Genomic DNA, 20,829 nt, shown 5'->3' with positions numbered 1-20,829 from the left:
AAGAGGCTCGCGGGCGGGCTCGCCATAGGGGAAAACCCCGGGTCGAGCGACTAGGCTTTGTCTGAAAACTGGCTGCGCTCGATCATGCTGCGTTAAAAATCAGCTCAAAATACTCATTTACACCTCGTAAACTCCGCTTTTTCGCTGATTTTTGCCTTGCCTGATCGTCGCTCGCCGACTTTTCGGACAAACCCTAGGCTGAACGGACGCCGACTGTGTCGGCGTCGTGCCATGGACGGGACACCGAGGAACTGCCATGCCAATCACCCCCACGGTTCACCTCGTCGAGAGCGGCCTGGCGCCGCTGGCGCTGCCCGAGGCGTGGGCGCGTCGGCTGCCCTGGCCGCTGCGGCGCCATGCCAGCGGCCGCGACTTCCTGAACGCCTGGCACCCCGGAGCGGACGAGGCCGCCTGCCTGGTCTGCGAGCTGCGCCTGCCCACCATGACCGGCCTCGAGCTGCAGCGCCGCCTGGCGGCGCGGGACGCCGAGACACCGCCGATACTGCTGCTGGCCGGGCGCGACGATGCCGTGCTCGGGCTCGAGGCGATGCGCGCCGGCGCGGCGGATGTGCTGCTGCGGCCCGTCGATGGCGAGCGGCTGCGCGAGCGGGTCTGCCGGATGGTGTCGCACCACCTGGCGCGTCGTCGCTCGCGGCATCGCCGGCGTGTCATGCGCGAGCGCCTGGCGCGCCTGACGCCCCGCGAGCGCGAGGTGCTCGCGCATGTCGTCGACGGCGCCACCAGCAAGGCGATCGCCGCGAAGCTCGGCATCAGCCCCAAGACGGTCGAGCTGCACCGTGCGCACATCATGGCCAAGTTCGAGGTGGGCTCGCTGGCGGCCCTGGTGCGCGGCTGGATGCTCTGCGAGACGCCGTGAAGGCGCCGTCGCCGCCGGAAGCGCGCATCGACGTTGCTTGGCGTATCGCTATCGCCCATCCTGAAGGGGAAGCCGCCCGGGAGGGGCGGCGTGCCCGTTCAGTCGCCGTTCCGGACATCGGAGCGGCGTGTCATCGACGCTGAGCCAGCGGTTATCACGGAACAAGGAGACTCCATGAGCACCACCTACATCATCGCCACCGACGCGGCCCGCGCCCGGGTCTTCGCCCACGCCGCCGGCGTGATGCGCGAAGTCGAGGATCTGGTCCACCCCGAGAGCCGCGAGCATATCGGCGACCTGCGCACCGGCGGCAAGGGCGAGTCCGGCGGCGGCGCCCACCTGCGCCAGACCGGCAACGCCGACGCCACCCTGGAGAAGCACGCCATGTTCTTCGCCAAGGAAGTGGCCCATTACCTCAAGCAGGCGCGTTCGCAGGGCAAGGCGGACCACTTCGTGATCATCGCCGAGCCGCGCTTCCTCGGCCAGCTGCGCGACAAGCTCGATGACGCGACGCGCAAGCTGGTGGTCAAGGAGCTCGACAAGGACCTGTCCAAGGCGACCAAGGAGCAGATTGCCGAGACGCTGGGCAAGCCCTACGCCTGACGCTCGCCGTCTTCCAGCCTTAGCCTTTCCGCCGCCGGCCCTCGGGCCGGCGGTGTCGTTGCCGGGAATGCCCGGTGCGGTTCTCGACTCAAGTTGCCGGGGAAGCTGCCGATAGCCGGGAAGGGCCCATGCCGCCCACGAGCGATAACAAGAACGACCCCGACACTTCCGGCCTGAGCGAGACTTCCGATGTCCTCCCTGAAACGACGCCTGCAGGTGGCCTGCGTGGCCATCATCGCCGTCGCCATGCTGGCGGCCGGCGCGGTGAGCTACTTCACCATCCGTGCCCACTACGAAACCACCCTCGACGACAACCTCTCCACCCTGGTCGACGGCAGCCGCGACACCATCGAGACTTGGATCGCCGATCGGCGCGCCATGATCGAGGCGGCCCGCCAGCCGGTGACCGGCGACGCCATGCAGGCGGCGCTGGTCCAGCTGGCCGAGGCCGGCGGCTTCGAGATGACCTACGTGGGGACCCCGGGCGGCCGCTTCGTCTCGTCCAACGGCTGGCAGCCGCCGGCCAAGTACGACCACCGCGAACGCGGCTGGTACAAGGCGGCCAAGGCCGCCGGCCACACCATCGTCTCCAAGCCCTACATCGACGCCAGCAGCGGCAAGCCGATCGTGACCTTTGCCACGCCGGTCGAGCGCGATGGCACGCTGTGGGGCGTGATCGGCGGTGACGTGATGATCGACAAGATCGTCGACACCGTCTCGGCGATCCGGCCGACCCCCGACAGCTTCGCCTTCCTGAGTACCGGCGATACCCTGATCGCCCACCCCGACACCTCGCTGACGCTCAAGCCGCTCTCCACCCTGAGTCAGTCGCTCGACGGCGCGCTGCTGGACCGATTGGCCGCGGGGGACGGCTGGCAGGCGGTGAACGTCGGCGGCCGTACCAAGCGGCTGGCGGTGACGCCGATCGCCGGCACCGACTGGCGGCTGGGCGTCGCGCTCGACCAGGCCCAGGCCACCGCCGGGCTGCAGGCTGTCCTGAAAACGCTGCTGATCACCCTGGTCATCGCCACCGGGGCTGCGGCGGTACTGCTGGGGCTGTGGCTCAAGCGCATGCTCGCCGGGCTCGAGCGAGTGCGTGACGCCCTCGAGGACATCGCCTCGGGCAGCGGTGACCTGACCCGGCGCCTGCCGGCCCAGGGGCGCGACGAGGTGGCACGCATCGCCGATGGCTTCAACCGCTTCGTCGACAAGCTCGAGCACGTGCTGATCGACGTGCGCGACAGCAGCGACTCGGTGAGCACCGCCTCTTCCGAGATCGCCCACGGCAGCCAGGATCTCTCGGCCCGTACCGAGTCGGCGGCGTCGAGCATCCAGGAAACCTCGGCATCGATGGAAGAGCTCGCCGGTACCGTCGAGCACACCGCCGACTCGGCACGCCAGGCGGATCAGCTGGCCGCCTCGGCGGCGGACGTCGCCTCGCGGGGCGGCGAGGCGATGGACGAGGTGGTGCAGACCATGGATGACATCGAGGCCTCGTCGCGGCAGATCGCCGAGATCGTCACGCTGATGGACGGCATCGCCTTCCAGACCAACCTGCTGGCGCTCAACGCCTCGGTGGAGGCGGCGCGGGCCGGCGAGCAGGGCCGCGGCTTCGCGGTGGTGGCCGGCGAGGTGCGCCAGCTGGCCAGCCGCAGCGCCGACGCCTCGCGCCAGATCAAGACACTGGTCGACGCCTCCGCCGCCAAGACCCGCAGCGGCACCGAGCGGGTCCGCGCCGCGGGGGCGACCATGGAGGAGATCGTCGACAGCGTGAAGCGGGTCACCGACGTGCTCGGCGAGATCAACGCCGCGACCCGCGAGCAGAGCCAGGGCATCGGCCAGGTCAACCAGGCGGTGGCCGACCTGGATCAGGCGACCCAGCAGAACGCGGCGATGGTCGAGCAGACCGCCACCGCGGCTGCCGAGCTCCAGGCCCAGGCGCGGCGGCTGGCCGCGGTCGTGGGCGGCTTCACGCTGAGCACCCGATCCCGCGAGGCGCTGCCGGGCGTCGGATCCACGGCGTCCTCGTCACCGGCGCCGCGGGCACTGACCGAGACGGTCTGAGGCGACAGCGGGCGGGTCGCGCCGGCGGCCCGCCCCGGTTCAGCCGAGCAGCTGCGGATTGGCCTGCCAGACGTGCCAGGTCAGCGCCGTGGCCAGCGTGACCCAGGCCAGGTAGGGCAGCAGCAGCGCGCCCGCCGGCCGGCTCGCCCGCCAGAAGGTGACCAGCGTCGCCGCGATCAGCCCCCACAGGACGAGGGTGCCGACGAAGGCGGCGGCCCCCAGGTGCCAGACGAAGAACAGCCAGCTCCACAAGGCGTTGACCGCCAGCTGGATCAGGAACAGCGTCAGCGCGCCGCGCGCGTCGCGAAACCCGGCCTGGCGCCACACCAGCCAGGCGGCGATGGCCATCAGTGCATAGAGGGTCGTCCATACCGGGCCGAAGGCCGCGGCGGGGGGCGCCCAGGCCGGCTGCGCGAGACGGGCGTAGAAGGTGGCGGCATTCACCGAGGCGATCGCGCCGATGCCGGCGGCGGCGAAGCACACCGCGAACCAGCCGAGGAGTCCGGCGCCCTGGCGGCGCCGCGAAGGTGCGGGCATGAGTCCTCCGTGTCCAAGTCTAACGAACAATTAGTATAGTAATTGTTAAAGTTCCTGGCAGTCCTGCCGATTCTTCTTCTCTGTGTATCCGTATCCCACTCATCCGGCTCGTGCATCCTTCCGGGATGGCGAGGGAGAACATGACTCATGCGCAACCTGTCAGTGAAGCAAGGCCTCTTCATGGCCTTCGGCCTGATGGCCCTGATGATCGTCCTGATCGGCGGGCTCGGCTATTACGCCCATGACGTGAGCAGCCGCGGCCTGCACGAGCTGGCCGAGATCAACGTCGAACAGGTCAACACCCTCAACCGCACCCAGGTCAATCTGGCCCAGGGGCAGACCCGGCTGGTCAAGTTCGAGAATTTCCAGCAGCGCGGCAACGAGGCCGAGGCGCAGGCCTGGCTCGAGAAGGCACAGAGCTCCTTCGGCCAGGCGACGGCCCGCTTCGCCCAGTTCGAGCAGGTGGACCTGCCGGCGGGCAGCGAGCGGCAGTCCTACGTGAAGGCGATCACCGAGGCCTACCAGCAGGCGGTCAGTGCGCCCTTCCTCAAGGCACTCGACGCCGGTGACGTGCAGGCGCTGCTCGCCAACGATGATGCCTTCCTCGAGAGCTATGGCCGGTTCGCCGACGCCGTCGATGCCTTCGTTCATTATGCCGAACAGCGTGGCAATACCCTGATCGCCGAGGATGCGAGCTTCGCCGGCCTGGCCAACATGCTGGGGCTGGTGCTGATGGGCCTGGCGGTCGTGCTGTTCGCGGCGGTCATGGTGGCCGTCAAGCGCTGGTTGCTGGAGCCCCTGGACGCCGCGGTGGCGCACTGCGAACGCATCGCCGAAGGCGATCTGACCAGTGACATCCGTAGCCGGCGCGACAACGAGATCGGACAGCTCTACACGGCGATGGCGACCATGCAGGCCGGGCTGCGGGAGCTGGTCGGCACCCTCAAGGCCAGCAGCGACACCGTGGCCACCGGCGCCGCGGAGATCGCCGCCGGCAGCGAGGACCTGTCGTCGCGTACCGAGCAGCAGGCCTCGGCACTGCAGGAGACCGCCTCGAGCATGGAGCAGATCGCCTCGACGGTGCGCCAGAACACCGAGACCGCCGAGCAGGCCAACAACCTGTCGAGCACGGCCGCCGACCAGGCCGAGAGCGGCGCCGGCGAGGTCGAGCAGACCGTGGCCCTGATGCAGGAGATCGAGTCGAGTTCGAAGCAGATCGGCGAGATCATCGAGGTCATCGACTCGATCGCCTTCCAGACCAACATCCTGGCGCTCAATGCCTCGGTCGAGGCGGCCCGCGCCGGCGAGCACGGCCGTGGCTTCGCCGTGGTGGCCAGCGAGGTGCGTACCCTGGCGACCCGCACCGCCGAGTCGTCGCGGGAGATTCGTGGCATGATCGAGCAGATCTCGCGGACGATCACCTCCGGCTCCGCCCAGGCCGGTCGCAGCGGGGAAAAGATCCACGAGGTGGTGGCCTCGATTCGCCGCGTCGCCGAGCTGATCGACGAACTGGCGATGTCCGCTCGCGAGCAGAAGGCCGGGGTCGAGCAGGTCGGTGCGGCGGTCACCCAGATGGACTCGGTGACCCAGCAGAATGCCTCGCTGGTGGAGGAGACCAGTGCCGCGGCCGGTTCGCTGCGTGGCGAATCGCAACGCCTGGCGGAAATGATCGCGCGCTTCCGCCTGGAGGGCGGCACGCCGGCCCGGGCCTTGCCGAGCGCGGCCGCCGACGGGACCCGCCGGGCGACACCGGTGAGCCAGGACGCCCCGGCTCCCCGGCGCCGTCAGACGGTAGCGGACACCGGCAGCGATGAGCCGGAGTGGAGCGAGTTCTAGGGGGCTAGCGATCGCTGGCGTCGTCCGCCGTCAGGCGTCGCGGCGCCAGCCAGGTGTCGGCGAAGGTGGCGGCGGGGGATGGCCGCCCCATCAGGAAGCCCTGGATCAGGTCGATTTGGTAGGGCTTGAGCCGCTCGAGCTGCTCGGCGGTTTCCACGCCCTCGGCGACCACCGTCAGGCCCAGTTCGCTGGCCAGCCCTGTCACCGCGCCGAGGATGGCGCGGCTGCTGCGGGTGCCGTCGTTGAGGCGGCGGATGAAGGTGCGGTCGACCTTGAGCTCGTTGAACGGCAGGTCCTGCAGGTAGCTGAGCGACGAGTAGCCGGTGCCGAAGTCGTCGATGGCGGTGAAGCAGCCCAGCGACTGCAGGCCCCGGAGTATGGCGGCCGCCGCCTGCGACTGGTCGAGCAGGCAGCTCTCGGTCAGCTCGAAGCCTACCAGTCTGGCGGGCAGGTCGTGATGGGCGAGGCGCCGGCCGACCCACTTGGCCAGCCCGCTCTGCCAGAACTGGCGGGGCGAGAGGTTGATCGCCACCGGAACCGGGTCGAGCCCCGCCTGGAGCCAGGCGCGCAGCTGGCCCATGATGACGTCGATGAGCTGTTCGCCCAGGGGCAGGATCAGCCCCGAGCTCTCGGCCAGCGGAATGAAGTCGCCGGGCGAGATCATCCCCAGGGTCGGATGCTGCCAGCGCAGCAGCGCCTCGGCCCCGCGGATCTGGCCGCTGTCGCGGTCGAACAGGGGCTGGTAGTGGACCACCAGGCCGTCACCGGTCTCGGCGGTGTTGCGCAGTGCGGTTTCCAGGGTCAGCCGCTGGCTGTCCTGGGCATGCATGTCGGCGCGATACAGGCGGTAGGTGTTGCGGCCCTCCTGCTTGGCACGGTACATCGCCGCGTCGGCATGGTGCACCAGGGACTCGGCATCGTCGCCGTCGGTAGGGTAGAGGCTGATGCCCACGCTGCAGCCGATGCGGAACTGGCGGCCGCCGAGCGTGAAGGGTGAACTGATGGTGTCGATCAGCCGTCGTGCCACCCGTGCGGCCTCCGCGGGCGAGCGGACCTCGGGCAGCAGGGCGATGAACTCGTCACCGCCCAGCCGCGCCAGGCTGTCATCCTCGCGCAGCTCTGCCGACAGACGCCGGGCGACCTGCACCAGCAGCTCGTCGCCCAGGGCATGGCCGAGGCTGTCGTTGACCTGCTTGAAGTGATCGAGGTCGATGAAGACCACCGCCAGGGGCTGGCCCTGGCGGTGGGCGTGACGGATCGCCAGGGAGAGCCGGTCCTCCAGCAGGCGCCGGTTGGGGAGCTGGGTCAGGGCGTCGTAGTAGGCCAGCCGGCGAACGCGCTCCTCGTTCTCGCGCAGGTGGGTGATGTCGTTGAACAGTGCCGCGAAGTTGGTGATCTCGCCCTGCTCGTCGCGCATCGCGGTGATGGTCAGCAGCTCCAGATAGAGCTGGCCGCTCTTGCGCCGGTTCCAGATCTCGCCTCGCCAGAAGCCCCGGGTCTGCAGGGCCTCCCACATCTGCCGGTAGAATTCGGCGTCGTGGCGCCCCGAGGACAGCATGGCCGGGGTGCGACCGACCGCCTCCTCGAGGGTGTAGCCGGTCATGTGGGTGAAGGCCGGGTTGACGAACTCGATGCGGGTCCGGGCGTCGGTGATGATGATGCCCTCCAGCGACGAGTCGATGACCCGTTCGGCCAGCTGCAGGTGCTTGCGCGACTGGGCCAGGGCATGATCGCGCTGTTCCAGGGCCTGGCGCAGGTCATCGAGATAGAGCTGCTCGGCGCCGGCCAGCATGTCCTCGAAGCCCAGCAGGCCGATCACGGCCCCGGCCTCGTCGAGCACCGCGAGATGACGCACATGGTGGTCGATCAGCAGGTCGCGGGCATGGATCAGCACGTCGTCGCGACGCACCGTCAGCAACGGCTGGCTGGCCAGCTCGCCGACGGGAGTGGCACCGGGGTGGCGGGCGATGAAACGCACCAGGTCACGCTCGGTGAGAATGCCCAGGTCCGCGCCGCAGCGCACGATCACCGCGTCGCTGCCCTGGCGGCGCATGGTCTCGGCGGTCTCGGTGAGCGAGGCGTCGTGGGCCACCACCTGCGCGACGGGGCGCATCGCCGCGTTCACGTCGCGCAGCTTCAAATAGGGCTCGATGCCCTGGCGCAGCACCACGTCGGTCCGCGAGACGATCCCCAGCGGCTTGTCGGCCGCATCGACGACCAGCACGTGGTGATGGTCGTCGTTCTTGAAGCGTACCGCGGCCTCGCCGATCGGCGTGTCGGGCGAGAGGGTGACCAGCGACGGGTTCATCACCGTGGCGATGGGGCGGGTCAGGGAGCCGGGATCGGCGAAGTCGACCCGCAGGCTGTCGTGCTCGGTCCAGATGCCGACCACCCGGTCGTCCTCGACCACCAGCATCGAACTGCAGCGACGCTCGGCCATCCTCGCGGCCGCCGTGCGCAGGGGCGTGGCCGGGGAACAGGTGAGCAGGCCGGTCTGCATGATGTGCGCGATGGGCAGGTTGTGCGGCATGGTCGTCTCACGGAAGGTCGGATACGGGATGGCGCCCAGCATATAGGAGTGCCTTGTCAAGGCAAGTTTGCCTCGGCAAACCATTGATTTTTTTCGTGCCTCCGGGGAGCTGTGTCAGTTCTGTTGCAGTTTGCACGGCACTCGGCTTGACGACGCACTTCGGTAGGTAGCAATCTATCAGTGTGTTGCGGCAAAAAGTCGCAGCTCGCACACCACCGAAGGAGGGTGTCATGAAGGTACTCAATCGCCTTTTCTCCATGCTGGCCGCCGTGGTCGTCTCCGCCATGCTGCCGTTCACCGTCGTCACCGAGAGCGAGGCGAACGCGTTCCAGGATGTCCACGGCACGTCCGGCGTGACCACCAGCATCGCCGGCAAGGAAAGCGACGGCGGCGAGGCCCGCTGAATCCCGACCTGATCCTCAGGCCCCGTCGGCCCGCCCCGGCCGGTCACGCAGCAGGGCGAGCAGTTCGCGCTCCAGCGTGAAGACGTGGGGGTCGTCGACACCCAGCTCGCGCAGTGCCTCGGCCAGCTTCAGGAGATAGTCCCGGTTGGCGCCGCTGGGTCCGTGCGACGCGGCGATCCGCCGCGCGATCTCGGACTCGGGCGCCGGGCCGGCAAAGGCCGCGTTGTCCTCGCCGGCGATATACACCACGCCGGTGTCCTGCCCGCCATCCGCGAACGTCAATTCCGTGATCACGCGCAGATAGCCATTCTTCTCGCGCACGTCCAGCGGCGCGAACACGTCCGGCGTGATGCGGTAGGCCATGCCGTGGCAGACGGCGCCTGCCTCGGCGACCAGGGTCGCCACCCGACCCGGCGCCTCGGGCGTGCCGCGATGATCGTGCGATGCCTGCCAGAAGCGTCGCGTCCAGCCGCGAATCGACGCCGGGCGCCGCTCCCGGTAGGGAAACCCCGCCTTCCAGATCAACGACCCGTAGCCGAACAGCCACACCGAGTCGTGCTGGTCGAAGTGGGTCATGCGGCGATTGAGCGCGGTGGTGTCGAGGGTCATCGGCCTGGCATCTCCGGTGGTTCGAGGGATAGGACGGGGTGTCGTTTTACCAACTCCTGGCAGCGCTTGCACCATCGCGGTGCGTAGCCCGTTCGGCTATGCTCGAAGGCCGGCCGAACGGCCGGTCCGTTTCCTGTCGATGGCCGCGACGCACTCGCGGCCATCGCTCGTCGTGGAGGTCGAGATGTCATCGTCGCTGCTGGGTATCCTGATCATGTGTGCCGGCGTCTTGTGTCTGGCGCTGGGCGACGCGGTGTCCAAGTGGCTGGGCGGTACCTACGACCCGATTCAGATCATCTTCTTCCGCACCCTGGTCTCGTTGCCGCTGATCGCCCTGCTGGCCCGCTGGCGCGGCGGCTGGGCGGCCCTCAGGACGCGCCGGCCGGGCGTGCACCTGCTGCGCGGGCTGATCTTCACCGGCACCATGTTCTGCTTCGTCACCGGGCTGACCCTGCTGCCGCTGGCCGAGACCACGGCGATCGCCTTCGCCGCGCCGCTGTTCGTGACCCTGCTGTCGGGGCCGCTGCTCAATGAGCGCGTCGCGGCGGTGCCGTTCGCCGCCTCGCTGGTGGGCTTCGCCGGTGTGCTGATCGTGGTGCGTCCCGGCGCGGCCGGCTTCCAGTGGGGCGCGCTGATCGTCATCGGGGCAGCGGTCTGCTATGCGCTGATGATGATCACCGCGCGGCGCTACGGCGGCAAGGAACGGCTGTGGGCCATGGTCTTCTACGCCACCCTGGTGCCGCTGGTGGTCAGCGCCCTGCTGCTGCCCGGCGTGTGGCGCACCCCCCAGGGCCTGCACTGGCTGGGATTCGTCGGCTCGGGGGTGCTGGGCATGGGCGCGGTGTCGTTCATCACCCTGGCGTTTCGCTATGCCCCGGCCGCGCTGGCCGCGCCCTTCGACTACACGGCGATGGTCTGGGCGGTGCTGCTGGGCTGGTGGCTGTGGGGCGAGGTGCCGGACGTGTGGGTGTTCGTCGGCGCCGGGGTGATCATCGCCAGCGGCCTGGCGATCGCCCTTCACGAGCGGCGGGTGGCGGTCAAGGCCCGGCCCAGCAGTACCTGATGGATAGATGTCAGGAGAATAAAAAGATAAGCAACGATTCCTTAAAAGCATGAAGGATGGGCGCTAGGCTGGAAGCAGTTTTCCCGCTTCCCAAGGACAGGAAGGTGTCATGTCCCGCACGGCGCTCGATGCCACCAACAGCCCGCTGACCGATGCCCAGGCCGCCGACGCCAACCGGCTGATCCAGGCCCTGTCGGGCGATCAGCGGACCTGGCTGAGCGGCTACCTCGCCGGGCTGCAGGCGGCCTCCGGCGAGGGTGCCGAGCCCCGCGAGCATGCCGCCGAGCCTCACACCCTGACCATCCTCTACGGGTCCGAGACCGGCAATGCCGAGGGCGTCGCCGAACGGCTCGGCGAGGCGGCACTGGCCCGCGAGCTGCCGGCGCGGGTGGTCGACATGGCCGACTACAAGCCCCGCGAGCTGCGCGATGAACACCTGCTGCTGGTGGTCACCGCCACCCACGGCGAGGGCGATCCGCCCGATCCGGCGCTGGACTTCCACGAGTTTCTGCACGGCCGCAAGGCCCCCCGGCTCGAGGGCACGCGCTTCGCGGTGCTGGCGCTGGGCGATTCCAGCTACGAGCACTTCTGCCAGACCGGACGCGATATCGATGCCCGTCTCGAGGCGCTGGGCGGCGAGCGGCTGCTCGAGCGCGTCGACTGCGACGTCGATTTCGAGGAGGCCGCCGAGGCCTGGCGCCGGAACGTGCTCGACGCCGCCGCGGCACACGTCATCGAGGCGCCTGCCGCGGCCGTCGCCGCACCGGCCCAGCCCGCGGTCACCTATGATCGCCAGACCCCCTTCCACGCCGAGGTACTGGAGAACCAGATCCTCAACGGCCGTGGCTCGGAGAAGGCCACTCACCACATCGAGCTGTCGCTGGAAGGTTCGGGGCTCGACTACCAGCCCGGTGACATCCTCTGCCTGATGCCGCGCAATCGCGAGGCGGTGGCCGGCGAGCTGCTCGAGGCGCTGCGCCTCGACCCCGACCAGACCGTGGCCAGTCACAGCGGCGAGCGGACCCTGGCCCAGGCGCTGCGCGACGACTACGAGATCACCACCCTGACCCCGGCGTTCATCGAGGCCTACGCCGAGCTCGCCGAGGCCGAGGCGCTCAAGGCGCTGCTTGCCGAGGGCAAGCGCGGCGAGCTGATGGACTACCTGCACGGGCGACACGTCATCGACGTGCTCGAGGAACACCCCCTCGAGGGCGGTGTCGACGCCGAGACGCTGCTGGGCATGATGCGCCGCCTCCAGCCGCGCGAGTACTCGATCGCCTCGAGTCACCTCGCCAACCCCGGCGAGGTCCACGTCACCGTCGCCGCGGTGCGCTACGAGAGCCTCGGCCGCGCGCGCCACGGCGTGGCCTCGACCTTCCTCGCCGAGCAGGCCGAACCCGGCGAGACGGTGCCGGTCTACCTGCGTCGCAACAAGCACTTCCGGCTGCCCGAGGATCCCGACACGGCGACCGTGATGATCGGTCCGGGCACCGGGGTGGCGCCGTTTCGCGCCTTTCTCCAGGAGCGCGAGGTGGCCGGCGCCGGCGGTGCCAACTGGCTGTTCTTCGGCAATCCGCACTTTCGCACCGACTTTCTCTACCAGACCGAGTGGCAGCGCTGGCTCAAGGAGGGCGTGCTCGATCGCATGGACGTGGCCTTCTCGCGCGACGGAGCGCACAAGGTCTACGTCCAGGATCGCCTGCGCGAGCGCGGCGCCGAGCTCTTCCGCTGGCTCGAGGACGGCGCCCATCTCTATGTCTGCGGCGACGCCGAGCGCATGGCGCCGGACGTCCATGCCGCGCTGGTCGAGATCGTCGCCGAACACGGCGGGCGCAGCGCCGAACAGGCCGGCGAGTATCTCAAGCAATTACAACGCGACAAGCGCTATCAACGAGACGTTTACTAAGGGAGCCCGGCCCCGACGACCGGCACTCCCGCCCTGAAAGGAGAGTCGCATGGCGGACTCACGGACCCGTGACATCACCGCGCCGCTGGAGGCCAAGCACCCCAACGAGCGGCTCAAGCTCGACAGCCGCTACCTGCGCGGGACCATCGAGGCGAGCCTGGCCGACCCGATCACCGGGGCGCTGGCCGCCGACGACACCCAGCTGACCAAGTTCCACGGCTTCTACCAGCAGGACGACCGCGACCTGCGCGACGAGCGGCGCCACCAGAAACTCGAGCCGGCCTACCAGATGATGATTCGTCTGCGCCTGCCGGGCGGCACCTGCACGGCCGAGCAATGGCTGGCGCTCGACGACCTGGCCCGGCGCTACGGCGACGGCGGGCTGCGTCTGACCACCCGCCAGACCTTCCAGTACCACGGCGTGCTCAAGCGCGACATCAAGGCCGCGCTGCAGGGCATCGACGCCGCGCTGCTGGACACCCTGGCCGCCTGCGGCGACGTCAACCGCACGGTGATGGCGGCGGTCAATCCGCACCAGTCGCGCGTCCACGCCGCGGTGCAGCGCTGCGCCCGCGAGGTCAGCGACCACCTGGCGCCGCGTACCCACGCCTATCGCGAGATCTGGCTCGACGGCGAGCGCGTCGATCCGGACGCCGACGAGGAGCCGCTCTACGGGCCCACCTACCTGCCGCGCAAGTTCAAGATCGGCTTCGCCGTGCCGCCGGTCAACGACATCGACGTCTACAGCCAGGACATCGGCCTGATCGCCGCCGTCGAGGAAGGGGAACTGGTCGGCTTCACGGTGTGCGTCGGCGGCGGGCTGGGGCGCACCGAGAACGAACCGGCGACCTTCCCGCGGCTCGCCGACCCGATCGGCTTCTGCCGCCCCGGACAGGTGAACGCGCTCGCCGAGACCATCGTCGCGATCCAGCGCGACTACGGCGATCGCGTCGACCGCAAGCACGCGCGGATGAAGTACACCATCGACGACCGCGGCGTCGACTGGTTCCGCGAGGAACTCGAGCGTCGCCTGGGCTGGTCGCTCGAGCCCGCCCGCGAGGTGCATTTCGAGCACAACGGCGACCGCTACGGCTGGGTCGCGGGCGACGACGGCCGCTGGCACTACACGCTGTTCATCGAGAACGGGCGCATCCGCGACTGGGAGGATTACCCGCTGATGAGCGGGCTGCGGGCGATCGCCGAGGTCCACGGCGGCGAGTTTCAGCTGACCCCCAACCAGAACCTGACCATCGCCGCCATAGAACCGGGCGAGCGCGACGCGATCCAGCGGCTGATCGCCGACTACGGCCTGGAGCGGGCGGAACGCATGGGCCAGCTGCGGCGCAACGCCATGGCCTGCGTGGCGCTGCCCACCTGCGGGCTGGCGATGGCCGAGAGCGAGCGCTACCTGCCGTCACTGATCGACGCACTCGAGCGCCGCGCCGCCGACGCCGGCATCGCCGACACGCCGATCGTGGTGCGCATGACCGGCTGCCCCAACGGCTGCGCACGGCCCTACCTGGCCGAGATCGGCTTCACCGGGCGCGGCCCGGGCAAGTACAACCTGTATCTCGGCGGCGGCTTCCATGGCCAGCGGCTCAACAGGCTCTACCGCGCCAACATCGGCGAGGCCGAGATCCTCAAGATTCTCGACGGCCTGTTCCGCCATTACGCCGCCGAGCGCCAGGCGGGCGAGGCGTTCGGCGACTTCACCATTCGGACCGGCTACGTCGCGGCAGTGACCGCCGGGCGGCATTTCCATGACTAGCTGTGTAAACCCACCAGGTTGTTCACGGAAAGGACCAACCGGTTAACCGGAGGGGGCATTCAGGCTGGTCGGCCCGCCGGAGTCTTCTGTGGGAGGGGATTCATCCCCGACTGTGGAGCCCGGTGGCCGACCCATCGCGACTGAAGTCGCTCCCACAACGACGGTGGCCATGCTGACTGGCCTGATTGAGGGTCTTGTGGGAGGGGATTGATCCCCGACAGCGGTGGCCCGGTGGCGGATTCATCGCGACTGAAGTCGCTCCCACGGCCAGGCTCCGGATGAACAACCTACCGAGAGATCATAACTAGCCATGCCCCCACCGGCGGGTGCGGTCAGCAGGGATCAGGCGCGGATGTAGGCCCAGCCGTCGGCCTGGCATTCGGCCAGGAAGACCACGGCGGCCTCGACCTCCTCGAGCCCGGCGGGGTTGTCGAGTCCCTGGGCGGCGAGCGTGTTGCGGCACAGGCGCAGCCGGTCGTCGCTGCCCGGGTCGGGCTCGGCCAGGGCGGCGGGGACCGCGGCACCGTTGGCGACGATCAGCACCTCGGCGCCGGGGCGCGACGTGACCAGATTGCGGGCGTTGCGCCGCGCCCGGGCCAGGCTGTCGGCGGTGGGCGCGTGAAGCAGGACGCGAAGCGGGCTCATGACGGGGTTTCCTCGTGGGTGGCGGCAACGCCGATATGCCGTTCCAGGCGCTGCACGTGGTCTCGGAAGCCGGCCTGGCCACGACGCTGATCGAGCGGCAGGTCGACGGTGACGATGTCGCGGACGCCGGCCGGGGTGTGCTCGTCGGGCCTGGCCAGGACCACGACGCGATCGGCGAGCAGCACCGCTTCCTCGATATCGTGGGTGACGAAGACGATCGCCGCGTCGCTGCGCCGGCGCAGTTCGGCGAGCTCGCCCTGCAGGCGCTGGCGGGTCAGGGCGTCGAGTGCCGAGAACGGCTCGTCCATGAACAGCACCCGCGGTTTCACCGCCAGCGCCCGGGCGATGCCCACCCGCTGCTGCTGGCCGCCCGAAAGGGTGCGCGGCCAGCGCTCGGCCAGCGGGGCCAGGCCGACCAGTTCCAGCGGCGCCATGGCCCGGGCGCGACGCTCGGCCCGCGACAGGCCGAGCCCCTCGAGACCCAGTTCGACGTTGGCGCGCACCCGCCGCCAGGGGAACAGCCGTGGCGCCTGGAAGACCATCGACCAGGGGCGGGTGGCCGGCTCGTCGGTGGTGCTCAGCGCCACCTCGCCGTGCTGCGGCGTGAGCAGCCCGGCCAGGGCGCGCAGCAGGGTCGACTTGCCGACCCCCGAGGCGCCGACCACGGCGACGAACTCGCGCGGGGACACGTCCAGGTCGACGCCGTCGAGCACCACGTCGCCGGCGAAGCCCAGGCGCACGCCGCGTGCCGAGAGCACCGGGGCGTCGGCGGCGGGGCGCGAGGATCTCAGTTCTGCCACCGCAGGGCCCTCCGCTGGATGCTCATGAACAGGAAGTCGAACAGCGCATAGAGCGCGGCGATGGTCAGCATGTAGACCACCACCACGTCGGTGGCGAGCAGCCCCGAGGCCTCCATCATGCGCTGGCCGATGCCGGGGATGCCGAACAGCTCGGCGGCGACCACGGTCATCCAGCCCTGGCCGAGGCCGGCGCGCAGGCCACCGAGGATGCCCGGCGCGGCCGCCGGCAGGCTGATCTTGGCCAGCCGCGCGGTAAAGCGACCCTGGCCGAAGGCCTGGGCGACCTCGTAGTAGCCGTCGTCGACGGCGCGTACCGCACTGTAGCTGGTGAAGTAGTTGATCCAGAACACGCCGATGCTGATGATGAACGCCGCGGCGGTCTCGGTGACGCCGAACCAGATGATCGCGAAGGGGATCCACGCCAGCGGCGGGATCGGCCGCAGCAGCCGCGCCAGCCAGCTGTGGGCGGCGTCGAAGGTGGGCACCAGCGCCGCGGCGACCCCCACCGCGATGCCCAGCAGCGAGCCGATCGCCAGCCCCACGCTGTAGTGCGACAGGCTGGCCAGCACCACCTCGAGCCAGATGCCGTCGTGGATCTCGGCCCACAGCACGGCGGGGATCGACGACGGCAGCGGGACCAGGTTGCCCGGCAGCCAGCCCAGCCGCAGGGCGAGTTCCCACAGCGCCACCAGGCCGACGAGGCTGGCGGCGCTGATCAGGGTGCGTCGATGGCGCGCCAGGCGCTTCATGGCGTCTTGCTCTCCCCGGCCGTCACGGCGTCATAGATCGAGGTGTCGAACAGGGCGTCGACGTCCACCGGCTTCTTCAGGGTGCCGATATGCTTCTGGAAGTCGGCCATGGTGCGGGTGGCGTCGACGATGGCGTGCGGGTCGGCCAGGTAGTTGGACGACGGCGAGGCCAGCGCGGTCCTGACGGTGTCCTCGCTGATCAGCCGCTTGCCGACGAAGTCGCGCACATAGGGCGCGGCCTGGTCGGGATGTTCCTGGAGCATTTGGGTGGCGCGCACGTGCAGGGCGACCAGCTTCTTGATGGCCTCGGGATGTTCCTTCATCGCCGCTTCACGCACCGCCAGTACCGCGCCGGGCTGGTTGGGCAGCATGTCGCTGCCGCGGGCGACGACCTTGGCATCGGGGTCGCGGCCCTGGACGACGCTGAGGATCGGCTCGAGGGTCGAGGCGGCATCCACCGCGCCGGCGAGCAGCGACTGCTGGACCCGTGACGCGCCCATGGTGACGATGTCGACCGCGTCGGGGTCCACGCCGACCTGCTCCTGCAGCCAGTAGCGCAACACGGTGTAGGGCACCGAGCCGCTGGGGAAGGTGGCGATCTTGGGCTTGCGGCCGTGCTCCTCGGTAAAGCGGGCGATGGCGGTGGCCGCGTCGTTGCCGTCGAAGGCATCGGCGAAGTCACCGCGGGCGACCAGGCCGATCTGCTCCTGGATGCTGGAGGCCACCACCTTGAGCGGCACGCCGTTGGCGCGCGCGACCATCGCCGGGCCGATGCCGAAGTTCATCACGTCGAGCTTGCCCGAGGCCAGCGCCTGGACCATCGCCGGGCCGCTGGAGAAACGCGTCAGCTTGAGGTCGAGCCCCGCCTCGTCGGTCCAGCCCGCGCCCTCCATCACGAACAGCTGAGCCACCGGCAGGATCGGCATGTAGCCGACCTCGAGGGTGGTCCTGTCATCCTGGGCGAGGGCGGCACTCGGCAGCAGGGCGGTCAGCGCGAGCGCGCCGACCCACTGGAACAGTCGTCGCATGAGCGGTCTCCGGGCGGTGGTTGTCAGGCCCGAAACTATAGCGACTCGTCGCCCGCGAAGAAATTTCTGCCTCTATGATCTTGGAATAACCATATTCCCCGGTGCTCGGGCGAGGTCGGGACGGGCCCGGTGAGCGACGTCGTGGCCGCTCAGGCGCCGGCGTTTTCGCGGTCGCTGTCGCCGGTGTCGGGCCCGGGGGCGGGCGTTTCCGCCGCCTCCGTCTTGCCGGACGCCAGGGCCTCGATGCGATCGCGGTACTGGCGATAGGCATCGCTGTCGCTCGCGGTCCCGTTCAGGTTGTGAAACAGGTCGGTCAGGCGGGTGAAGGTGGCGCGGATGGCCGCCTTGTCGGCGAAGGGCCCGTGCATCGCCACCACCTGGTCGAGCAGCTCGAGCATCGCCTTCTGGCGTGCCAGCGGCGTCGAGACGTCGACCGGGTCGAAGGCGTCCTGCTGCAGGTAGACGCGATCGACCAGCGCCGCCTGCTGGTGGGTCAGGAAGTCCGCGTCGCTGATGCCCTCCTCGCCGGTGACCTGCATCATCCGCTGGATGTCGTCGCCGTCGCGCAGCAGTTGCTGCAGGCGCTCGACGCGGTGGCGCCAGTCGGCGCCCAGCTCGCGGCGGAACCAGGGATCGAGCTGGTCACGGTAGCGCGACCAGGAGATCAGCGGGTCGACCGCCGGGTAGAAGCGCCGGTAGGCGCGGTCGTAGCTCAGTCCCAGGAAGGTCTTGACGGTGTTGAGGGTGCCCTGGGTGACCGGCTCCTCGAAGTTGCCCCCGGCCGGCGAGACGGTGCCGATCAGCGTCAGGCTGCCGGTGTCGCCGGCCGGCGTCTGGACCACCCCGGCGCGCTCGTAGAGCTGGCGGATCGATGACTCCAGGTAGGCGGGGAAGGCCTCCTCGCCGGGGATCTCCTCGAGGCGCCCCGAGGTCTCGCGCATCGCCTGCGCCCAGCGCGAGGTGGAGTCGGCGATCAGCAGCACGTCGTAGCCCATCTGGCGGTAGTACTCGCCGAGGGTGATGCCGGTGTGGATCGACGCCTCGCGGGCGGCCACCGGCATCGACGAGGTATTGCAGATGATGATCGTGCGGTCCATCAGGGTGCCGCCGGTGCGCGGATCGGCCAGCTGGGGGAAGGTGTTGATCGTCTCGACCACCTCGCCGGCCCGCTCGCCGCAGGCGACGACGATCACGATGTCGACGTCGGAGTAGCGCGAGATCAGGTTCTGCAGCACCGTCTTGCCGGCGCCGAACGGCCCGGGGATACAGGCGGTGCCGCCCTTGGCGATCGGGAAGAAGGTGTCGATCAGGCGCAGGGAGGTGGTCAGCGGCGTGTCGGGGTAGGTGCGCTGCGTGCGGCCGCCGGCCTGCAGGCTCGCGGTGAGCGGCCGGCGCACCGGCCAGCGCTGGGTCAGCGTCACCGGATGCTCGCGGCCCTTCTCGTCGCGCAGCCGGGCGATCACCGCGTCGAGGTTGACGCTGCCGGCCTGGACCCAGGACACCGTGAAGCGCCCTGCCCAGCCGAAGGGCACGAAGATGCGGTGGGCGAAGCGCCCTTCCTGGACGCTGCCCAGCACATCGCCGGCGACCACCCGGTCGCCGCTGCGCACCGTCGCCTCGAACGACCAGCGTTGCTGACGGTCCAGCGCCGGCACGTCGAGGCCGCGCTGCAGGAAGCGCCCGCCGATCGCCTCGAGTCGCGGCAGCGGGTTCTGCAGGCCGTCGTAGACCTGGCCGAGCAGCCCCGGGCCGAGCGTCACCGCCAGCTGTTCGCCGCTCTGGATCACCGGATCGCCGATCCCGACCCCGGCGGTGTCCTCGTAGACCTGGGCGTCGGCCTCGGCGCCGCGCACCCGCAGTACCTCGGCCTCGAGGCGGGTGCGCTCCATGCCCGGGTCGGGCGGCAGGCAGAGGTGGACCACCTCGTTCTTGACCCAGCGGCCGGCCTCGGGATCGTCGAGCCGCAGGGTGACCACGTCGTCGTTGATGGCGATCACGTGGGCGGTGGCGTCCGGGGTGTCGGGGGCGGTAGGGGTCATGAGTCGGCCTCGAGGGATGCGTCCAGATCGGGGATGGCGTCGAGCAGCGCCCGGAAGCGTTCGCCGGCCCGGCGTTCGTCGCGCTGGCAGCCGCGCTCGACCAGCGACCAGCGCAGCAGGTAGTGGACCACCGCCGCGAGCCCGTAGGGCGGCTCGGGGCGCCGGCGGTCGAGATACTGCCAGGCCAGCTCCAGCAGGGCCTGCTCGGTCGCCGCGGCGTCGCCGGCCTGGATCAGTGGCGCCAGGGACTCCAGCCAGGGATGGTGGCGGGCCAGGGCGAAGGTCGGATGCGTCCAGTGCTCGCGCAGCGCACGGCCCACCCGCGGCGCCTCGCCGAGCACGCCGGGATCGGCCTGGCCGTCGCGGCGGGCGCGCAGGGCGGCGGTGAGTACCTTCAGGCTCAGCCACCAGTGCAGCCACTCGCGCAGCGGCGGCGAGTCGAGTTCGGCGAGCACCCGGGCGGCGTCGCGCAGCAGCGTATCGGCAGCCGGCGGCGGGTCGGCGCGCGACGGCCGGACCAGCGCCTCGATGCGCGCGATCCGGGCCCGGTCGCCGGGCGTGAGCATGGCCAGGCGCTGTTCGAGGCGGACCCGCGAGATCGGCGGGCGCTCCCAGTGGAAGGGGCGGCGCAGCGCCGGCAGGGCGCACAGCAGGGTGACGTAGCGGTAGGCGTCGTCGGCCACGGCGGGCTCCCGGTCAGGCGATCACGCCCTCGAGCAGCGCCCGGAAGCGCGGCTGGAGGTGGCGCAGCAGCAACCCGGCGATCGCCCGGTCGCTGAGATCGACATGGATGTGGCCGTCGTCGAGCACGAAGCGCACCCCGGCCTCGACGGCGTCGTCGCCCCTGAGCACGATGCCGCGCTCGAGCATCTCGCGGGCGACCCGGGCGAGCAGCGCCGGCAGGGCGCCCTCGTGCAGGGCCTCGGGGTTCTCGCGCAGCTCGTCGATGCCCACCACCCGCGAGGGCAGCAGCCCCTCGCCGCGGGCGTCCTCGGGCAGCGGCGCGCGGCGTGCCGCTTCCTGGATCAGCCGGGCGAGCAGTTCCGGGTCGTCGAGGGTGTCGTGGATCAGCGTCTCCAGCTCGCCGGCGAACTGCTGGCTGAAGGTGTCGCGGGCGGTCAGGCACAGGTCGCGATAGGCCAGGGTCAAGGCCTGGCGGCCGGACTCGCGCAGTCGCTCGGCCTCTTCCTCGGCCTCGCGGGTCAGCCGCGCGGCCTCCTCGCGGGCCTGGTCGACCAGCCAGGCGGCGCGCTGCTCGGCCTCCTCGACCAGCCGGGTGGCCTCCTGCCGGCCGGCCTCGACGCCCTGCTCGCGCAGGGTGTCGAGCAGTGCCTGGATGCCGTGGCTGTCGGGCTGTGACGGTGTGCTCAT

Annotated in this window: 18 protein-coding genes; 8 read left to right on the top strand and 10 right to left on the bottom strand. The window is 70.1% G+C overall.

Features of this window, described 5'->3' with window-relative positions; genetic code table 11:
- Positions 1-256 precede the first annotated feature (256 nt).
- From G7A98_RS02445 to G7A98_RS02435, 3 genes are all read left to right on the top strand, one after another.
- Positions 257-877: a LuxR C-terminal-related transcriptional regulator gene (locus G7A98_RS02445; protein ID WP_163647905.1), complete on the top strand. Its 621-nt coding sequence runs from the start codon at positions 257-259 to the stop codon at positions 875-877.
- Positions 878-1,051: 174 nt separating this feature from the next.
- Positions 1,052-1,480 carry a host attachment protein gene (locus G7A98_RS02440; protein WP_163647904.1) on the top strand — a complete coding sequence of 143 codons (429 nt, stop codon included), beginning with the start codon at positions 1,052-1,054 and terminating at the stop codon, positions 1,478-1,480.
- A 189-nt stretch (positions 1,481-1,669) separates the two neighbouring features.
- Entirely contained in the window at positions 1,670-3,544 is a 1,875-nt protein-coding gene (locus tag G7A98_RS02435) for a methyl-accepting chemotaxis protein (protein ID WP_163647903.1), read from the top strand.
- Between the two features lie 39 nt (positions 3,545-3,583).
- On the opposite strand, the gene G7A98_RS02430 is transcribed toward G7A98_RS02435, so the two are convergent.
- A complete protein-coding gene (locus tag G7A98_RS02430; RefSeq protein WP_163647902.1) occupies positions 3,584-4,081 on the bottom strand; it encodes a TspO/MBR family protein in 498 nt (165 codons plus the stop codon).
- Between the two features lie 147 nt (positions 4,082-4,228).
- On the opposite strand from G7A98_RS02430, the gene G7A98_RS02425 reads away from it, so the two are divergent.
- Positions 4,229-5,917, top strand: coding sequence for a methyl-accepting chemotaxis protein (locus G7A98_RS02425; protein WP_163647901.1), 1,689 nt, complete (start codon positions 4,229-4,231; stop codon positions 5,915-5,917).
- Between the two features lie 4 nt (positions 5,918-5,921).
- Here the strand turns inward: G7A98_RS02425 and G7A98_RS02420 are convergent, their stop codons facing one another.
- Entirely contained in the window at positions 5,922-8,489 is a 2,568-nt protein-coding gene (locus tag G7A98_RS02420) for an EAL domain-containing protein (protein ID WP_240464654.1), read from the bottom strand.
- A 188-nt stretch (positions 8,490-8,677) separates the two neighbouring features.
- On the opposite strand from G7A98_RS02420, the gene G7A98_RS02415 reads away from it, so the two are divergent.
- Entirely contained in the window at positions 8,678-8,851 is a 174-nt protein-coding gene (locus tag G7A98_RS02415) for a hypothetical protein (protein WP_163647900.1), read from the top strand.
- 15 nt (positions 8,852-8,866) lie between these two features.
- Here the strand turns inward: G7A98_RS02415 and G7A98_RS02410 are convergent, their stop codons facing one another.
- The gene (locus G7A98_RS02410; RefSeq protein ID WP_163647899.1) at positions 8,867-9,460 is read right to left on the bottom strand and encodes a gamma-glutamylcyclotransferase; all 594 of its coding nucleotides are present in this window, start codon (positions 9,458-9,460) and stop codon (positions 8,867-8,869) included.
- Positions 9,461-9,644: 184 nt separating this feature from the next.
- On the opposite strand from G7A98_RS02410, the gene G7A98_RS02405 reads away from it, so the two are divergent.
- The 3 genes from G7A98_RS02405 to G7A98_RS02395 all read left to right on the top strand — a co-directional run bounded on the left by G7A98_RS02405 (position 9,645) and on the right by G7A98_RS02395 (position 14,197).
- Positions 9,645-10,523, top strand: a complete 879-nt coding sequence (locus tag G7A98_RS02405; protein WP_163647898.1) for a DMT family transporter — start codon at positions 9,645-9,647, stop codon at positions 10,521-10,523.
- Positions 10,524-10,632: 109 nt separating this feature from the next.
- Entirely contained in the window at positions 10,633-12,429 is a 1,797-nt protein-coding gene (locus G7A98_RS02400) for an assimilatory sulfite reductase (NADPH) flavoprotein subunit (RefSeq protein WP_163647897.1), read from the top strand.
- Positions 12,430-12,478: 49 nt separating this feature from the next.
- Positions 12,479-14,197 (top strand): NADPH-dependent assimilatory sulfite reductase hemoprotein subunit, encoded by a 1,719-nt coding sequence (locus G7A98_RS02395; RefSeq protein ID WP_163647896.1) that lies wholly within the window; start codon positions 12,479-12,481, stop codon positions 14,195-14,197.
- A gap of 342 nt (positions 14,198-14,539) precedes the next feature.
- Here G7A98_RS02395 and G7A98_RS02390 read toward each other — a convergent pair whose 3' ends face one another.
- The 7 genes from G7A98_RS02390 to G7A98_RS02360 form a co-directional block, all read right to left on the bottom strand.
- Positions 14,540-14,842, bottom strand: a complete 303-nt coding sequence (locus G7A98_RS02390; protein WP_163647895.1) for a hypothetical protein — start codon at positions 14,840-14,842, stop codon at positions 14,540-14,542.
- A complete protein-coding gene (locus G7A98_RS02385) occupies positions 14,839-15,642 on the bottom strand; it encodes an ABC transporter ATP-binding protein (protein WP_240464653.1) in 804 nt (267 codons plus the stop codon). Before G7A98_RS02385 ends, G7A98_RS02390 begins: the two co-directional genes overlap by 4 nt.
- Positions 15,630-16,391, bottom strand: a complete 762-nt coding sequence (locus tag G7A98_RS02380; RefSeq protein WP_163647894.1) for an ABC transporter permease — start codon at positions 16,389-16,391, stop codon at positions 15,630-15,632. The genes G7A98_RS02385 and G7A98_RS02380 overlap by 13 nt, the downstream gene beginning before the upstream one ends.
- The gene (locus G7A98_RS02375; RefSeq protein WP_163647893.1) at positions 16,388-17,419 is read right to left on the bottom strand and encodes an ABC transporter substrate-binding protein; all 1,032 of its coding nucleotides are present in this window, start codon (positions 17,417-17,419) and stop codon (positions 16,388-16,390) included. Before G7A98_RS02375 ends, G7A98_RS02380 begins: the two co-directional genes overlap by 4 nt.
- Positions 17,420-17,568: 149 nt before the next feature.
- Positions 17,569-19,458 (bottom strand): V-type ATP synthase subunit A, encoded by a 1,890-nt coding sequence (locus G7A98_RS02370; RefSeq protein ID WP_163647892.1) that lies wholly within the window; start codon positions 19,456-19,458, stop codon positions 17,569-17,571.
- Positions 19,455-20,141, bottom strand: coding sequence for a DUF2764 family protein (locus G7A98_RS02365; protein ID WP_163647891.1), 687 nt, complete (start codon positions 20,139-20,141; stop codon positions 19,455-19,457). The genes G7A98_RS02370 and G7A98_RS02365 overlap by 4 nt, the downstream gene beginning before the upstream one ends.
- A gap of 13 nt (positions 20,142-20,154) precedes the next feature.
- A complete protein-coding gene (locus tag G7A98_RS02360) occupies positions 20,155-20,829 on the bottom strand; it encodes a hypothetical protein (RefSeq protein ID WP_163647890.1) in 675 nt (224 codons plus the stop codon).

Origin of the sequence: Modicisalibacter sp. 'Wilcox' (assembly GCF_010993675.1) — a bacterium.
Lineage (GTDB): Bacteria > Pseudomonadota > Gammaproteobacteria > Pseudomonadales > Halomonadaceae > Modicisalibacter > Modicisalibacter tunisiensis.
Note: the sequence above shows the minus strand (reverse complement) of the source record. Positions and strands in the feature narration are given on the sequence as shown.

Bases quoted from the DNA above. Each gene is read 5' to 3' on its own strand.
- G7A98_RS02445 (WP_163647905.1), top strand. From the start codon at position 257: ATGCCAATCACCCCCACGGTTCACCTCGTCGAGAGCGGCCTGGCGCCG.
- G7A98_RS02440 (WP_163647904.1), top strand. From the start codon at position 1,052: ATGAGCACCACCTACATCATCGCCACCGACGCGGCCCGCGCCCGGGTC.
- G7A98_RS02435 (WP_163647903.1), top strand. From the start codon at position 1,670: ATGTCCTCCCTGAAACGACGCCTGCAGGTGGCCTGCGTGGCCATCATC.
- G7A98_RS02430 (WP_163647902.1), bottom strand. From the start codon at position 4,081: ATGCCCGCACCTTCGCGGCGCCGCCAGGGCGCCGGACTCCTCGGCTGG.
- G7A98_RS02425 (WP_163647901.1), top strand. From the start codon at position 4,229: ATGCGCAACCTGTCAGTGAAGCAAGGCCTCTTCATGGCCTTCGGCCTG.
- G7A98_RS02420 (WP_240464654.1), bottom strand. From the start codon at position 8,489: ATGCTGGGCGCCATCCCGTATCCGACCTTCCGTGAGACGACCATGCCG.
- G7A98_RS02415 (WP_163647900.1), top strand. From the start codon at position 8,678: ATGAAGGTACTCAATCGCCTTTTCTCCATGCTGGCCGCCGTGGTCGTC.
- G7A98_RS02410 (WP_163647899.1), bottom strand. From the start codon at position 9,460: ATGACCCTCGACACCACCGCGCTCAATCGCCGCATGACCCACTTCGAC.
- G7A98_RS02405 (WP_163647898.1), top strand. From the start codon at position 9,645: ATGTCATCGTCGCTGCTGGGTATCCTGATCATGTGTGCCGGCGTCTTG.
- G7A98_RS02400 (WP_163647897.1), top strand. From the start codon at position 10,633: ATGTCCCGCACGGCGCTCGATGCCACCAACAGCCCGCTGACCGATGCC.
- G7A98_RS02395 (WP_163647896.1), top strand. From the start codon at position 12,479: ATGGCGGACTCACGGACCCGTGACATCACCGCGCCGCTGGAGGCCAAG.
- G7A98_RS02390 (WP_163647895.1), bottom strand. From the start codon at position 14,842: ATGAGCCCGCTTCGCGTCCTGCTTCACGCGCCCACCGCCGACAGCCTG.
- G7A98_RS02380 (WP_163647894.1), bottom strand. From the start codon at position 16,391: ATGAAGCGCCTGGCGCGCCATCGACGCACCCTGATCAGCGCCGCCAGC.
- G7A98_RS02375 (WP_163647893.1), bottom strand. From the start codon at position 17,419: ATGCGACGACTGTTCCAGTGGGTCGGCGCGCTCGCGCTGACCGCCCTG.
- G7A98_RS02370 (WP_163647892.1), bottom strand. From the start codon at position 19,458: ATGACCCCTACCGCCCCCGACACCCCGGACGCCACCGCCCACGTGATC.
- G7A98_RS02360 (WP_163647890.1), bottom strand. From the start codon at position 20,829: ATGAGCACACCGTCACAGCCCGACAGCCACGGCATCCAGGCACTGCTC.